General features: G+C 73.0%; 14 protein-coding genes. 7 read left to right on the forward strand and 7 right to left on the reverse strand.

The window, feature by feature from the left end:
* From DQW85_RS36090 to DQW85_RS36105, 4 genes are all read left to right on the forward strand, one after another.
* On the forward strand, window positions 1-825 hold an 825-nt coding region (locus tag DQW85_RS36090; protein WP_162795657.1), incomplete at its 5' end, for a phosphotransferase family protein.
* A gap of 176 nt (window positions 826-1,001) precedes the next feature.
* The gene (locus DQW85_RS36095) at window positions 1,002-1,259 is read left to right on the forward strand and encodes a hypothetical protein (protein WP_113704234.1); all 258 of its coding nucleotides are present in this window, start codon (window positions 1,002-1,004) and stop codon (window positions 1,257-1,259) included.
* Between the two features lie 57 nt (window positions 1,260-1,316).
* Entirely contained in the window at window positions 1,317-2,168 is an 852-nt protein-coding gene (locus DQW85_RS36100; protein WP_113704235.1) for a helix-turn-helix domain-containing protein, read from the forward strand.
* 71 nt (window positions 2,169-2,239) lie between these two features.
* On the forward strand, window positions 2,240-2,506 hold the full coding sequence (locus DQW85_RS36105; RefSeq protein WP_113704236.1) for a hypothetical protein: 267 nt from the start codon (window positions 2,240-2,242) through the stop codon (window positions 2,504-2,506).
* Window positions 2,507-2,689: 183 nt separating this feature from the next.
* Here the strand turns inward: DQW85_RS36105 and DQW85_RS36110 are convergent, their stop codons facing one another.
* The 3 genes from DQW85_RS36110 to DQW85_RS36120 are packed head-to-tail and all read right to left on the reverse strand — an operon-like array spanning window position 2,690 to window position 5,061.
* A complete protein-coding gene (locus DQW85_RS36110; RefSeq protein ID WP_113704237.1) occupies window positions 2,690-3,307 on the reverse strand; it encodes a TetR/AcrR family transcriptional regulator in 618 nt (205 codons plus the stop codon).
* Between the two features lie 9 nt (window positions 3,308-3,316).
* Window positions 3,317-4,183: an aldo/keto reductase gene (locus tag DQW85_RS36115; RefSeq protein WP_113704238.1), complete on the reverse strand. Its 867-nt coding sequence runs from the start codon at window positions 4,181-4,183 to the stop codon at window positions 3,317-3,319.
* A complete protein-coding gene (locus DQW85_RS36120) occupies window positions 4,174-5,061 on the reverse strand; it encodes an NAD-dependent epimerase/dehydratase family protein (RefSeq protein ID WP_113704245.1) in 888 nt (295 codons plus the stop codon). Before DQW85_RS36120 ends, DQW85_RS36115 begins: the two co-directional genes overlap by 10 nt.
* A 71-nt stretch (window positions 5,062-5,132) precedes the next feature.
* On the opposite strand from DQW85_RS36120, the gene DQW85_RS36125 reads away from it, so the two are divergent.
* Window positions 5,133-6,026, forward strand: a complete 894-nt coding sequence (locus DQW85_RS36125) for a LysR family transcriptional regulator (RefSeq protein WP_113704239.1) — start codon at window positions 5,133-5,135, stop codon at window positions 6,024-6,026.
* Window positions 6,027-6,045: 19 nt separating this feature from the next.
* Here DQW85_RS36125 and DQW85_RS36130 read toward each other — a convergent pair whose 3' ends face one another.
* From DQW85_RS36130 to DQW85_RS36145, 4 genes are read right to left on the reverse strand one after another with little or no spacing between them, the layout of a single operon-like run.
* Window positions 6,046-7,425, reverse strand: coding sequence for a sensor histidine kinase (locus tag DQW85_RS36130; protein WP_240197660.1), 1,380 nt, complete (start codon window positions 7,423-7,425; stop codon window positions 6,046-6,048).
* Complete coding sequence (locus DQW85_RS36135; RefSeq protein ID WP_113704240.1) at window positions 7,422-8,117, reverse strand: response regulator transcription factor; 696 nt, start codon at window positions 8,115-8,117, stop codon at window positions 7,422-7,424. The genes DQW85_RS36130 and DQW85_RS36135 overlap by 4 nt, the downstream gene beginning before the upstream one ends.
* A 51-nt stretch (window positions 8,118-8,168) precedes the next feature.
* Window positions 8,169-9,785: a phytoene desaturase family protein gene (locus tag DQW85_RS36140; RefSeq protein WP_113704241.1), complete on the reverse strand. Its 1,617-nt coding sequence runs from the start codon at window positions 9,783-9,785 to the stop codon at window positions 8,169-8,171.
* 36 nt (window positions 9,786-9,821) lie between these two features.
* Entirely contained in the window at window positions 9,822-10,712 is an 891-nt protein-coding gene (locus tag DQW85_RS36145) for a LysR family transcriptional regulator (RefSeq protein WP_113704242.1), read from the reverse strand.
* Between the two features lie 70 nt (window positions 10,713-10,782).
* On the opposite strand from DQW85_RS36145, the gene DQW85_RS36150 reads away from it, so the two are divergent.
* Together DQW85_RS36150 and DQW85_RS36155 are read left to right on the forward strand one after the other, a co-directional pair.
* Window positions 10,783-11,904: a YeiH family protein gene (locus DQW85_RS36150; protein ID WP_113704243.1), complete on the forward strand. Its 1,122-nt coding sequence runs from the start codon at window positions 10,783-10,785 to the stop codon at window positions 11,902-11,904.
* Between the two features lie 131 nt (window positions 11,905-12,035).
* On the forward strand, window positions 12,036-12,962 hold the full coding sequence (locus DQW85_RS36155; RefSeq protein ID WP_113704244.1) for a pseudouridine-5'-phosphate glycosidase: 927 nt from the start codon (window positions 12,036-12,038) through the stop codon (window positions 12,960-12,962).
* Window positions 12,963-13,064 lie beyond the last annotated feature (102 nt).

The raw sequence follows: 13,064 nt of genomic DNA on the forward strand, positions 1-13,064 counted from the left end.
CAGAGCAACGAGGTGCTGCGCCGCGAGGCGCGGGTGCTCGCGGCGCTGCTCGGCACGCCGGTGCCCGCGCCGCGGCTGGTCGCGGCGCAGACCGCTGAGGAGCCGGTCTTCTACCTGATGGAGCCGGTCGACGGCTTCAACCCGTCGCTCGGACTGCCTGATCCGCACGCCGCCGACCCGGCCATCCGCCACCGGATGGGCCTTGAGGCGGCCGCCGCGCTGGCCGAGCTGGGCCGGATCGACCCGGGCGTGCTGCCGGGGTTCGGCAGGCCGGAGGGGTTCCTGGCGCGGCAGGTCCCGCGGTGGCTGGCCGAGCTCGACTCGTACGGCCGGCTCGGCGGCTATCCCGGCCCCGACATCCCGGGGCTCGGCGACACGGCCGCGTGGCTGGAGCGCAACCGGCCCGGGACGTTCACGCCGGGCGTCATGCACGGCGACTACCACCTCGCGAACCTCATGTACGCCCACGACGGCCCGCGGGTGGCGGCGATCGTGGACTGGGAGATGTCCACCATCGGCGACCCCTTGCTGGACCTGGGCTGGCTGCTGGCCACCTGGCCGATGAACGCGGGCCACGTGCCTGGGCTGGCGTCTCCCGCCGAGATCGTCGGCTACTACGCGGCGGTGTCCGAGCGCGACGTGTCGGCCGTCGACTGGTACGCCGTCATGGCCTGCTTCAAGCTGGGCATCGTGCTGGAGGGCACCCATGCCCGCGCCTGCGCCGGGCGGGCGCCGCGCGACATCGGCGACCGGCTCCACGCCACCACTCTGGAGCTGTTCGCCAGGGCGCAGCAGATCATCCGGGGTGGCGTCGGCCAGGCCTGACCTCTCGTGGCCGCCCGACCTCTCGGCGTGTCCGCCCGGCCGCGCCAGGTTCCGGTTCTGTCGGTTCGCTGACCGCTCGCACCTAATGTGGTGATTTTTCGTGAAACGAGCGCGTATGTCCCTGTGAGCCGTACAATTGCGCGCAATTGCTCTACGCGTTGGGGGAAGGACTGTCCATGCGCATGCGGTTCCTCGGCTCCACCTCGGAGGCGGGCGCCTGCCCCACCTTGTACGAGACCGATCGCGGGACCATCGTGGTGCAGGGGCTCCAGCTCACCGACCCGGAGGCGCTCGCGGACCTGTGTCACGCGCTCGACGGCGAGACGGCGGTGGAGGTGCCCCGCGAGCTCATCACCGAGATCGCCCGCCGCGTGCTGCCCGGCGGCCCAGCAAGCGCTTACCCGGCCTCGGCCGACACATCAGCCACTGGTTGATCACAATTGCACTCGCCTCTGGCATGACCCTTGTCCGCCGGTCTAGCCTCTTGCGGCGTGACGTCCTTTCAGCAGGCGCGCGTCGACCTCGGCAGCCAGCTCCGCTCGCTGCGCGAGGCCGCCCACCTGTCGGGCAAGGACCTGGCCGAACGGCTGCACTGGCAGCCGTCCAAGGTCTCCCGCCTGGAGAACGCCAGGCAGACGGCGACGGAGGACGACGTCGTCGTGTGGGCGCAGGCCGTACAGGCCCCTCCCGAGACGGCGGACGAGCTGATCCGGCAGGCCATCGCGCTGCTCGAACGGCATGACGACTGGAAGCAGCGTCACCGCAGCGGCCTGGCCGCGCTCCAGGAGGACATCCGCGACCTGGAGGCGCGCACCAGGCTGTTCAGGGTCTTCGAGCCGAACATCGTGGTCGGCCTGCTGCAGACCGCCGAATACTCCAGGCACGTGTTCCGCAAGGTCAAGCGCCTCTACAGCGCGCCCGAACAGATCGACGCGGCCGTCCGCGTGCGGATGCAGCGACAGGAGATCCTCTACGACCGGAGCCGCACGTTCAGGTTCGTGCTGCCGGAGTCGGCGCTGCGCACCCGGCTCGCCCCGATCGACGTCATGCGCGGCCAGCTCGACCGGCTCATCGCGGTCAGCACGCTGCCGAACGTGGAGTTCGGCGTCATCCCCTTCGCCGCCGAGCTGCCGTCGGCCCCGATCAACGGCTTCTGGATCTACAACGAGGCCATGGTGGGCGTCGCCACCATGACGAAGGACCTGGTGCTGCGCGACCCCGACGACGTCGCGTTCTACGTGCGCGCCTTCGACGACTACGCGAAGGCGGCCGTGTTCGACGAGGCCGGGAGGGACGTCATCATCCACATTCTTGACGAATACCGCAAACAATCCTCACATTAATCCGCGCAATTGCTTGCCCGCCTCCACAAGATCGTGCAATTCTGTCGGCGGAGACGTTGCGGAGGTGACGCATGATGCTAGATACCGCGCTCAGCCTTGAGCGGTTCGCGTGGCACGCCGGCCGTCACGCCGACCTGGCGGTCCAGAGCCTCGCCCTGGCCAGCGATCCCGCGTACGTGTCCGTGCGCAACCGCTTCTCCGCCACCCTGGCCGAGAGCGTGACCTGCGCCGACGACGGCAGCTTCGTCACCTCGTGGGGCTACCGGCTCGGCACCATCGACGACGTCGAGGCCGCCGCGGCCCGCCTGGCCTTCCTCCTCGCCGCCCTCCCCGCGTAGCGCGTCCCCTTCACGTCAGGCCCCCTTCACGTCAGGCCCCCTTCACGTCAGGCCCCCTCACGTTCAGGCCCGTTTACGGCAGGCCGAGGAGGGCCCATCCGCCGCACGGGGCCGCGCTCCGTCCAGGGAGACGCTCCTCCGCTTCCCCGGCGGGCCGCCGTGACGCGCGCCCTCTTGACCGGGTCAGGTGAAGGAGTCCGGGGAGATGCCCGCCTCCCGGGCGGCGGCCGTGCGGGCGTGGTCGAGCAGGCGGCCCCGGCTGAGGACGTTGGGGTGAAGGGTGTAGCGGATGACGAGGCCGTCGAGCATGGCGTCGATGCGTTCGGCCGCCCCCGCCGGGTCGTCGCAGGCGAACTCGCCCGCCTCCGTGCCGTCGGCCAGCACCCGGGTCAGCGCGTCGAGCCAGGCCGTCTCCAGCTCCAGCATGATGTCGTTGACGGCGGGCTCGCGGAGCCCGGTGTTCCAGGCGTCGATCCAGAGCAGCCAGCTCTGGTCGGACCGCGACTCGGGGATGTAGTAGCGCAGCACCCTGCCGAGGCGCTCCACCGCCGTGCCGGGGCCCTCCGCCAGCTCGTTGAGCCTGGCGCTCTCGATGTCGAGGCTGGCCCTGAGCATGGCGGTGATCAGCTCGTCCTTGGTGGCGAAGTGGTAGTGGATGAGCCCACCGCTGACGTTGACCGACTTGGCGATGTCGGCGATCCGGGTGTTGGCCAGGCCGCGCTCCAGGACCACCTTTCGCGTGGCCTCGAGCAGCTCGGCCCTGCGCTGGTCGGCCTGCTCGGCTCGGGTCGTACTGCGCACCGGCCAAGCCTACCGGCCGAGCCTGGTGAGCTCCTCGCCGGTGAGTGACAGGGCCGCCGCGGAGGCGGAGTCGCGGATCGACGCGGGACGGCTCGCCCCGGGAATCGGGACGACGTGCGGGCCGGCGGCGAGCAGCCAGGCCAGGCACACCCGCTGCGGGCTGACACCACGTTCGAGGGCGATGGCGTGGAACGGGGTGCGCTCCGCCGGAGCCGCGTCCGGCTCGTCGAGCGCGCTCCGCGAGATCCCGCCGAGCGGGCTCCAGGGCAGGAAGGCGAGCCCCAGCTCGGCACAGAGCCGCAGCTCGGGCTCGCTGTCACGGACAGCGGGAGAGTACCTGTTCTGCACGGAGACGAGCCGCCCGCCAAGCTCACGCCGCGCCTCGCGGATGCGCGGGACGTCCACGTTCGACACCCCGGCCATCCGGATCTTGCCCTCGTCGAGCAGGTCGCGCAGCGCCCCCACCGACTCGGCGAACGGCACCCGCGGATCCGGCTTGTGCAGCTGGTACAGCCCGATGGCCTCGACGCCGAGCCGCTTCAGCGACGCCTCACAGGCGCGCCTGAGGTGCCGCGGATCTCCGTTCACCGTCCACGAACCGTCGCCGGGCCGCCCCCTGCCGCCCTTGGTCGCGACCAGGACGCCACTGGTGTCACCGCCATAGCTCGCCAGGGCGCGGGCGATGAGGAGCTCGTTGTGCCCGGCCTCGCCGGCGTGCCAGTGGTAGGAGTCGGCCGTGTCGATGAGCGTGACACCCGCGTCCAGCGCCGCGTGGATGGTGGCGACGGCTCGGGCCTCGTCCGGCCGGCCCTCGAGGGAGAGAGGCATCGCCCCCAGACCGACCGGGCCGACGGGGACATTCCCGATCAGACGCATGCCAGGGCCTCCGAGATCACGCGCGGCAGCCACTCCGAGGTGTGCGAGAACCCGAACCCGAGCCGCGCGGCCCGGCCGTTGTCCATGCCGTAGTCGCGGTCGAAGGAGAACGGCGAGACCTCGCCGTCCGTGGTGTAGACGGCGGGGCCCGCGCCGATCGCGGCGGAGAGCGCGTCGCACAGGCCGGTGACGTCGAGCGGCCCGTGCGAGCAGGCGTTGACCGGGCCCGTGAAATCCGCGCCCGCCGCCCAGAAGAGGAGGTCGGCGATCTCCTGGTCGTTGATGAACGACGAGGGGCGGGGCCGCGAGTGCACGACGACGGGGGCGCCCTGGCGGATGCGCGTCGCGTAGTGGTCGAGCCGCCCGGTGAAGTCGGCGCCGCCCAGCACGTGTCCGGCGCGGACGCTCGCGAAGCCGAACCCCGGCTCACCCGCGAGGACCGCCTCGGCCTGGCGCTTGCCCTGTCCGTAGTGCTCATCCACGAAGGCGGGCAGGTGCCACGGCAGGTCGGCCCGTACCGGCACGGCCGCGAGATCGACCGCCTCCTCCCGCAGCGGCCCGCCGTCGAGGTCGGAGTACACCTCGATCGTGGAGGTCATGACGTAGCGGCGGGTGCGCCCGCCGAAGACCCGCCGGGCCGTGGCCGCCTGGCGGGGCGTGTAACAGACTTGGTCGATCACGACGTCGAAGGAGCGGCCGGCCAGGGCCGTGGTGAGGGCCTCCTCGTCGTCGCGGTCGGCGACGAGATGCGTCACCCCCTCCGGCGCCGGCGAGGAGCCGCGGTTCACCACCGTCACGCCGGCGCCCCCGTCCCGGAGCCGCTCTATCACCCGTCTTCCGAAGTACCGGCTGCCGCCGATGACGCACACGTTCTGCATGGCCACAGCCTGACTGCTCTACAGTCATCAGCGGTAGTGCCGACCTGCTGATCGAGTCGTAAGGAAAACTGATGATCGATGTGCAGCGCCTGCGCGTGCTCCACGAGGTGGCGCGGCACGGCAGCTTCAACCGGGCGGCCACCGCGCTGCGCTTCACCCCCTCGGCCGTCTCGCAGCAGATCGCCGCGCTGGAGCGCGGGCTCGGCCTCACCGTGGTCGAGCGCAGCAACCGGGGCGTGACGCTCACCGAGCCGGGCCGCATGCTGGTGGAGACGGCGGAGGCCATCGCCGCGGAGCTGGCCGACACCCAGACGCGGATCGACCGGCTGTCACGCGACCGTGCGCAGTTCACGATCGCCGCGTTCGCGAGCGGCGGGCGGCGGCTGCTCCCGGCCGCTCTCGCCTCGTTCACCGCCGCGTACCCCGAGGTCGAGCTGACGATCCTGGAGCGCGAACCGGAGGACAGCCTCCCGCTCCTGCGGCACGGGCGGGCCGACCTGGCCCTGGCCTACCACTTCGACGGCCCGCCGCCCGCGCGTCCCGGCGACCGTTCGGGGCTCGACTGGACCGCCCTACGGCCCGATCCGCTCCGCGTCGTGCTGCCGTGCGCCCATCCGCTCGCCGGCCGCCGCGCCCTCCACCTGGCCGAGCTGTCCGGTGAGCGGTGGGTGCTGGGCTGCCTGAAGACGGTCGAACTGCTGCGGCACTACACCAACCTGGCCGGGTTCGAGCTGCGGATCTCGTGCAGCGCGACCGACTACATGTTCGCCCAGTCGCTGGTCTCGGCGGGCGTGGGCGTCGCCCTCATCCCGGAGATCGCCCTGATGGACGCTCCCGACCTCGTGGCCGTCCCGCTGGAGCCGCCGAGCCCGTCCCGCCACATCGGCGTGGCGACGACGCGCCGCCACCGGGGCCCGGCCCAGCCGTACGTCGAGGCCCTGATGGACCTGCTGCTCGCACCCTGAGCCCGCCTTTCCCCGGCGGTCACTCAGCCGCCTCGGCGGGTGGCGTGAGCGCTCCGGGGAGCGTGACGCTGGCGATGACCCCGCCATCGGGGGCGTTGGCCAGGCGCACCTTGCCACCGGCCTCCGTCACGGCCTGCGAGACGATCGCCAGTCCCAGGCCGGAGCCGGGCAGGCCGCGCGCCGTCGGGGAACGCCAGAAGCGCTCGAAGACGTACGGCAGCTCGCTCTCGGGAATGCCCGGGCCGTGGTCGCGGACCGTCAGCTCGCCCTCGCGCAGCGCCACGTCGACCTCGCCGGGGCCGAACTTGGCGGCGTTGTCGATGAGGTTGAGCACGGCGCGTTCGAGGGAGGCGGCGCCGCCGACCGCGTACCACGGCTGAAGGTCGGTGGTCACCTCGGCGCCGCGCAGGCGGGCCCGTTCGACCGCGGCGCCGACCACGTCGTGCAGCGCCAGCTCGGCGTGCGGCTCGTGGTCGGTGTCGCCGCGAGCCAGCTGGAGCAGGTCGCCGACCAGCGTGGACAGCTCGGCGAACTGCGCCTTCACGTTGATCAGCAGGCGCTCCTTGGCGGCGGGGTCGAGGCTGCGGCCCGTCTGCTCGCTGCGGAGCAGCAGGTCGATGTTGGTGCGCAGGGTGGTCAGAGGCGTGCGCAGCTCGTGCCCGGCGTCGGCGACGAGCTGCTGCTGGCGTTCGCGCGAACCGGCCAGCGCCGCGGTCATGGCGTTGAAGGAGGAGCTGAGGCGGGCGATCTCGTCGGTGCCCGTGACGGGGATGCGGGTGGTGAGGTCCTCGGTCTGCGCGATGTGCTCGACCGCCCTGGTGAGGCGGCCCACGGGCGCCAGCGCGGTGCGCGAGATCGCCTGACCGGCCAGGGCTGCGCCGAGCACGCCGAGCACGGCGACGCCGCCCAGCAGCAGAGCGACGATGCCGAGGGTCTCCTGCAACTGGTCGAGCCGCCGGGCCTTCATCACGGCCGTGCCCGAGGCGACCTGCTCGACGTAGATCCGCACCGGCGTGCCGTCCGTCGCCGCGCCGCTGAAGAAGCACGAGCCTCCCCGCTCGGCGATGCGCACGTACTCCGGCTTGACGGTCACGGCCGGGCCCAGGTAGCAGGTGGGCCGCCCGTCACTGTAGACGACCTGGCTGGATTCGGGCGGCTCGTAGCGGCCCCCCGGCGGCTCGGCCGTGGTGCAGTGGTTCTCCAGCCAGGAGAAGCTCTTGCCCTGGCTCATCTGGCCCGGCGGCGGCTTCAGGGCGCGGTCCACCTGGTCGTACAGCTGCCCTCGTACGATCATGAAGCACGCGGCGGCGCTGATCGCGACGGCCAGCGCCACCGCCGCCGCCACCAGCAGCGTCAGCCGCGAGCGCAGGCTCCCGCACCTCAGACCGCCACCTCTCACGGCGCCGTCCGCAGCACGTACCCCACCCCGCGCACGGTGTGGATCAGCCGGGGCTCGCCCGCCGCCTCGGTCTTGCGCCGCAGGTACATCACGTACACGTCCAGCGAGTTGGAGGCCGGCTCGAAGTCGAACCCCCACACCTCGCCCAGGATCTGCTCGCGCGTCAGCACCTGGCGCGGGTGCGTCAGGAACAGCTCCATCAGCAGATACTCGGTGCGGGTCAGGTCGAGCGAGCGGTCGCCGCGGGTGACCTCCCGGGTGACCGGGTCCATGCGCAGGTCGCCGTACGTCAGGGCCTCGTCGGCGGGGCTCACCCGCAGCGCGCTGCGCCGCAGCAGGGCGCGGACCCTGGCCAGCAGCTCGTCCAGCTCGAACGGCTTGACCAGGTAGTCGTCGGCGCCCGCGTCCAGGCCGGAGACCCGGTCGCCCACGGCGTCGCGGGCGGTCAGCATGAGCACCGGCACGTGGTTGGCCGCCGCGCGCAGCCGCCGGCAGGCGGTCAGCCCGTCGAGCCTGGGCATCATGACGTCGAGCAGCACCGCGTCGTACGGCCCCCGTCCCAGCTCCTCCAGCGCGCTCTGCCCGTCGTCGGCCGTGACGACCCGGTAGCCCTCGAACTCCAGGCTCGACTGGAGCGCCTCGCGCAACGCGGGCTCGTCGTCCACCACCAGCAACCGTGCGGGCTCGCTCATGCCCCATAAGGTAGGCCCTCATCATGAGAGCCGGATGAGACCCGTCGCCGGTCAGGACAACAGTGCCATCGCGGCGTTGTGGCCCGGGATGCCGCTGACGCCGCCGCCCCTGCGGGCGCCCGCGCCGCACAGCAGGATCCGCTCGTGCTCTGTCTCCACGCCCCAGCCACCCTCGTCGGCGTACGGCCAGGCGAGGTCGCGATGGAAGATGTGACCGCCGGGGAGCCCGGCCTCGTTCTCCAGGTCCACGGGGGTCTTCGCCTCGACGCACGGCGTGCCGTCGGGGGCGCGCAGGAGGCAGCCCTCGATCGGCTCGGCCAGCACCCGGTCGATGGAGGCGAACGTGGCGCGCAGCGCCTCGGCCCGTGCCCGGTCCGGATCGTCGCGGAAGAGGCGGGCGGGCATGTGGAGGCCGAACAGGGTCATCGTCTCGGCCCTCCCCCGCAGTTCCGGGCCGAGGATGGACGGGTCGGTCAGCGAGTGGCAGTAGACCTCGGCGGGCGGCAGTTCCGGGATCTCGCCGCGGGCGGCCTGCTCGTACGCGCGGGCGAGCTGGTCACGTCCCTCGTTGATGTGGAACGTGCCGCTGAACGCCGCCCTGGGATCCACGGCCGGGTCCTTCAACCGGGGGAGCCTGGACAGCACCATGTTCACCTTGAGCTGAGCGCCCTCGGGCACCGTCACCGGCCGGCCGAGCAGCCGGTCGAGCACGGCGGGCGGCAGGTTGACCAGCACGTGCCCGGCCGTGACCGTGTGCTCGCGACCCGCCGCGGCGCCCTGGGCCGCGCCACCTGCCCGGCCGCTCCCACGCCCGTCTCCCTGACCGCCCGCACGCCCGTCACCCCGGGCATCCGCCGGGAGGTCGCCGTGCGGGGAATCCGTCGTGCGGAACGTCACCTCTCCGGACGGCGAGACGCCGACGATCTCGGCCCCGGTCACGATCTCCGCCCCGGCCCGCCTGGCCGCCGCCTCGATCGCCCCGGACACGGCGCCCATGCCGCCGACCGGGACGTTCCACTCGCCGGTGCCGCCGCCGATCACGTGGTACAGGAAGCACCGGTTGGCCCTCAGGTCGGTGGCCGGGTCCGCGAACGTGCCGATCAACGCGTCCGTCAGCACGACGCCGCGCACCGTGTCGTCGCCGAACCGCTCGTCCACCACCTCGCCGACCGGCCGCTGGAACAGGTCGCGCCACGCCCGCGCCCCCACCGACCGCTCGATCTCCCTCGGCCCGCGCAGCGGCTCCAGCAGCGTCGGGGCCAGGGTGCGGGCCGCCCCCTCCACCAGGCCGTAGAACTCCTGCCACGCCTTGTGGTCGGCCTCTCCCCCGGTGACGTCCCTGAACGAGGCCGCGGTCCCGTCCGGGTCACCGTTGTCGACGAGCAGTCCGGTGCCGCCCTTGGGCGTGTAGGAGGCGTACCGGCGGCGGCGCAGCTCCAGTCCCAGCCCCAGATCCTGGACGATCTTGGCGGGGAGGAGGCTGACAAGGTAGGAATAGCGCGACAACCGCACGTCCACGCCGGGAAAGGCCCGCGTGGAGATGGCCAGGCCACCCGCGTGGTCGAGCCGTTCGAGCACCAGCACCTTCCGCCCGGCGCGTGCCAGGTAGGCGGCCGCGACGAGCCCGTTGTGCCCACCTCCTGCGACGACAACGTCATACCTACTCATATCGGCACCCTAAGGCCCGGCCCGAACCCCTGGCGATCAGGGGAGAGTGGCGATGCTCAGCAGGGTGGCGGCCGGGCCGGTGAGGCGGCGGCCGCGGCGCCAGACCGCGCGCAGGCGGCGCACCAGGTCGATCCCCTCCAGCGGCACCTCGGCCAGCCGCCCGGTCGCCAGCTCGGCCTCGACCGCGTACCCGCTGAGCACCGCGGGTGCCACACCCGCCTGCGCCGCGCCCTTCACGGCCGAGTTGGAGCCCAGCTCCAGCCGCGGACTGGCCTGGCGCAGCCCCCTGAACGCCACGTCGAGCGTCTCTCGGGTGCCCGATCCCGGCTCCCGTACCACGAGAGGCGTGGCGGCCAGCTCGGGACCCCGCAGCGTCGTACGGCGGCGCGCCCAGGGATGGCCGGGAGCGACCACGACCACCAGCCGGTCGGTGCCCACGACACGGCGGGCCAGCCCCTCCGGCACGCTCGGCCCCTCGACGAACCCCAGCTCCACCTCACCGGCCAGCACCCGGGCGGCCACGTCGGCGGAGTTGACCACGTCCAGCCCGACCTGCACGTCGGGCTCCCGGTGCTGCAGCTCGCCGAGCCAGCGCGGCACCAGGTACTCGGCCACGGTCATGCTGGACGCCACACGCAGATGGGCGGCCTCGCTGAGCCGTACGGCCTGCGCGGCGCGCATGAGCTCGCGGGCGGCTGCCAGCACCTGCGCCGCCCACCCCGCCACCATCTTGCCCTCGGCGGTCAGGGTCGAGCCGCGCGGCGTCCGTTCCAGCAGGGGCAGGCCGAGCCGGCGTTCAAGCAGCGCGATGCGCTTGCTGGCCGAGGGCTGCGCGATCCCCGCCGCCTTGGCGGCCTGCCCCAGACTTCCCAGCTCGCCCACATCGACGAGGAGTTGGAGCGAGCCGAGGTCAGGTAGCGCGGTCATAGCCTCAGGCTATGACCTCACAGGCAGCCGGCGGCTACCGGGCCCTTCCCGGCTCCCGAACACTGGAACCATGCTCCCGCCCGGTGCCACCGCGACGCTCCTGCCCGGTGTCGCCGCGACGGCGCTGGCGGTGGGGTTCGCGCTGGGCGTGCACCGCCTGGTGCCCGCGCTCAGCCCCGCGGTGGTCGCGGTGGTCGCGGGCGCGGCCCTGGCCAACCTCGCGGGCATCCGCGAACGGCTCCGCCCCGGCCTGAGCTTCGTGGCCAGGCGGGTGCTGCGGATCGCGATCGTGCTGTTCGGGCTGCAGATCGCCGTTCCGGAGGTGCTGGCCCTGGGCTGGCAGACGGTGGCGGTCGTGGTGCTGGCCACCGGTTGCACGTTCGCCCTCACGCCACTGATCGGCCGCCGCCTCGGCCTCACCCCGGGCACGTCGCTCCTCGTCGCCACCGGCGTGTCCATCTGCGGCGCCGCCGCCATCGCCGCCATGCACGACAGCACCCGCACGGGCCATGGCGGCCGGGACGGCGACCCTGGAGGCACCGGCCCGCGATGGAGCGGCACCACGGATGACGACGCCGCTGCCGCGCTCGGCGTGGTGGTCCTGTACGGCAGCGCGGCCATCGTCGCGGTGCCGCTGCTGGCGAGGTGGCTTGGCCTGTCGCCTGCCCAGCTCGGGGTGTGGACGGGCGCGGCGGTGCACGAGGTGGCGCAGGTGGCGGCGATCGGCTCGGCCTCGGGCGTGCTCGCCACCGCCATCACGGTCAAGCTCGGCCGTGTCCTGCTTCTGGCCCCGCTCGTCGCCCTCACCGCTGCCCATCACCATCGCCGAGCGACACCCCAGCCCATGACCCATCAGAGCGCCACGCGCGCCGCCGCCGCGTTCCCCGCCCCGTCTCCGGCGCCCGCCCCGCCCAATGGAGGCCACCCCGGGCAGCGACCGCCCGTCATGCCGCTGTTCGTGGCGGGCTTCCTGGGGGCGGTGGCCCTGCGCAGCACGGGCGTCCTGCCGTCCGGGATCACGGCCTTCGTCCCGGATGTCACCGCCGTTCTGATGGCCGCGGCCCTGTTCGCCCTGGGTACGGGGATCGACGCCCGTAAGCTGGCACGCGGCGGGCGCGTCCTGCTTCTGGGCGGGATCGCCTCCGGCCTCGTGGCCGCCCTGTCCCTGGCGGGCGTCACGCTCCTCGGCTGAGCCCGGACGTACGCCCCGAAAACCGAACAAATCCCGTGAAATACACTGACGTCCACCTTTCGGGTGGGTGCATTCACCCGATCGCGTCCAGCCTGGCTTCGCCACGAGCGCACGAGGAGCACCGGACCCACATGCACAGCACCGCAACGCCCCTGCTCCAGCCGTCCGACGAGGTGGCGGAGGCGCTCGCCGCCGGCGCGGCCGTCGTGGCGCTGGAGTCAACGATCATCTCCCATGGGCTGCCGCAGCCGCGCAACCTGGAGGTCGCCCGGGAACTGGAGGGGATCGTCAGGGCGGCGGGGGCCGTACCGGCCACGATCGCGGTTCTGGACGGCGTGGCCCGCATCGGCCTGAACGACGCCGAACTGGAGCGCATCGCCACCGAACCCGGCCTGCGCAAGCTGGGCCAGCGCGACCTGCCCGTCGCGGCGGCGCTGAAGGCGAGCGGCGCGACGACGGTGTCGGCCACGTCGTTCCTGGCCGCCCGGGCGGGCATCCGGACCTTCGCGACGGGCGGGCTCGGCGGCGTGCACCGCGGGTGGACCGAGGAGCAGGACGAGTCGGCCGACCTCGACACGCTGGCCCGTACCCGGATCACGGTGGTGTGCGCCGGCGTCAAGTCGATCCTCGACGTCCGGGCGACGCTGCAGAGGCTGGAGACCCGCGGCGTCACCGTGGCGGGCTACCGTACCGACACCTTCCCGGGCTTCTACCTGCACTCCTCCGGCGAGCCCGTGGACTGGCGCATCGAGACGCCCGAGCAGGCCGCGGCCATCATGCGCGGGCAGGACGCGCTCGGCGGGCCGGAGACCGCGCTGATCGTCGCCAATCCCGTCCCGGTCGACCGGCAGCTCGACCCGTCCCTGCACGACCGCGTGCTGGAGGAGGCGCTCGCCGCGGCGGACCGCGACGGCGTCACCGGCCAGGCGATCACGCCGTTCCTGCTGGGCTACCTGGTGCGGGGCACCGGTGGCGCCTCGCTGGAGGCCAACCTGGCCGCCGTACGCGGCAACACGGCGCTGGCCGCCGAGATCGCCCTCTGCTGGTCGCGCCCGTGAACCACCCCGGTCCGCCCGGCGACCGTGGAGACCTCCCCAGCCCCGGCCCACCCGCCGCCCCCGACCACCCCACCCAGAACGGTCCACCCGCTCCCCCAGGCC

Source organism: Nonomuraea lactucae (assembly GCF_003313395.1).
Lineage (GTDB): Bacteria > Actinomycetota > Actinomycetes > Streptosporangiales > Streptosporangiaceae > Nonomuraea > Nonomuraea lactucae.

Bases quoted from the DNA above. Each gene is read 5' to 3' on its own strand.
- DQW85_RS36135 (WP_113704240.1), bottom strand. From the start codon at position 8,117: ATGAGCGAGCCCGCACGGTTGCTGGTGGTGGACGACGAGCCCGCGTTG.
- DQW85_RS36140 (WP_113704241.1), bottom strand. From the start codon at position 9,785: ATGAGTAGGTATGACGTTGTCGTCGCAGGAGGTGGGCACAACGGGCTC.
- DQW85_RS36105 (WP_113704236.1), top strand. From the start codon at position 2,240: ATGATGCTAGATACCGCGCTCAGCCTTGAGCGGTTCGCGTGGCACGCC.
- DQW85_RS36125 (WP_113704239.1), top strand. From the start codon at position 5,133: ATGATCGATGTGCAGCGCCTGCGCGTGCTCCACGAGGTGGCGCGGCAC.
- DQW85_RS36150 (WP_113704243.1), top strand. From the start codon at position 10,783: ATGCTCCCGCCCGGTGCCACCGCGACGCTCCTGCCCGGTGTCGCCGCG.
- DQW85_RS36120 (WP_113704245.1), bottom strand. From the start codon at position 5,061: ATGCAGAACGTGTGCGTCATCGGCGGCAGCCGGTACTTCGGAAGACGG.
- DQW85_RS36145 (WP_113704242.1), bottom strand. From the start codon at position 10,712: ATGACCGCGCTACCTGACCTCGGCTCGCTCCAACTCCTCGTCGATGTG.
- DQW85_RS36095 (WP_113704234.1), top strand. From the start codon at position 1,002: ATGCGCATGCGGTTCCTCGGCTCCACCTCGGAGGCGGGCGCCTGCCCC.
- DQW85_RS36155 (WP_113704244.1), top strand. From the start codon at position 12,036: ATGCACAGCACCGCAACGCCCCTGCTCCAGCCGTCCGACGAGGTGGCG.
- DQW85_RS36115 (WP_113704238.1), bottom strand. From the start codon at position 4,183: ATGCGTCTGATCGGGAATGTCCCCGTCGGCCCGGTCGGTCTGGGGGCG.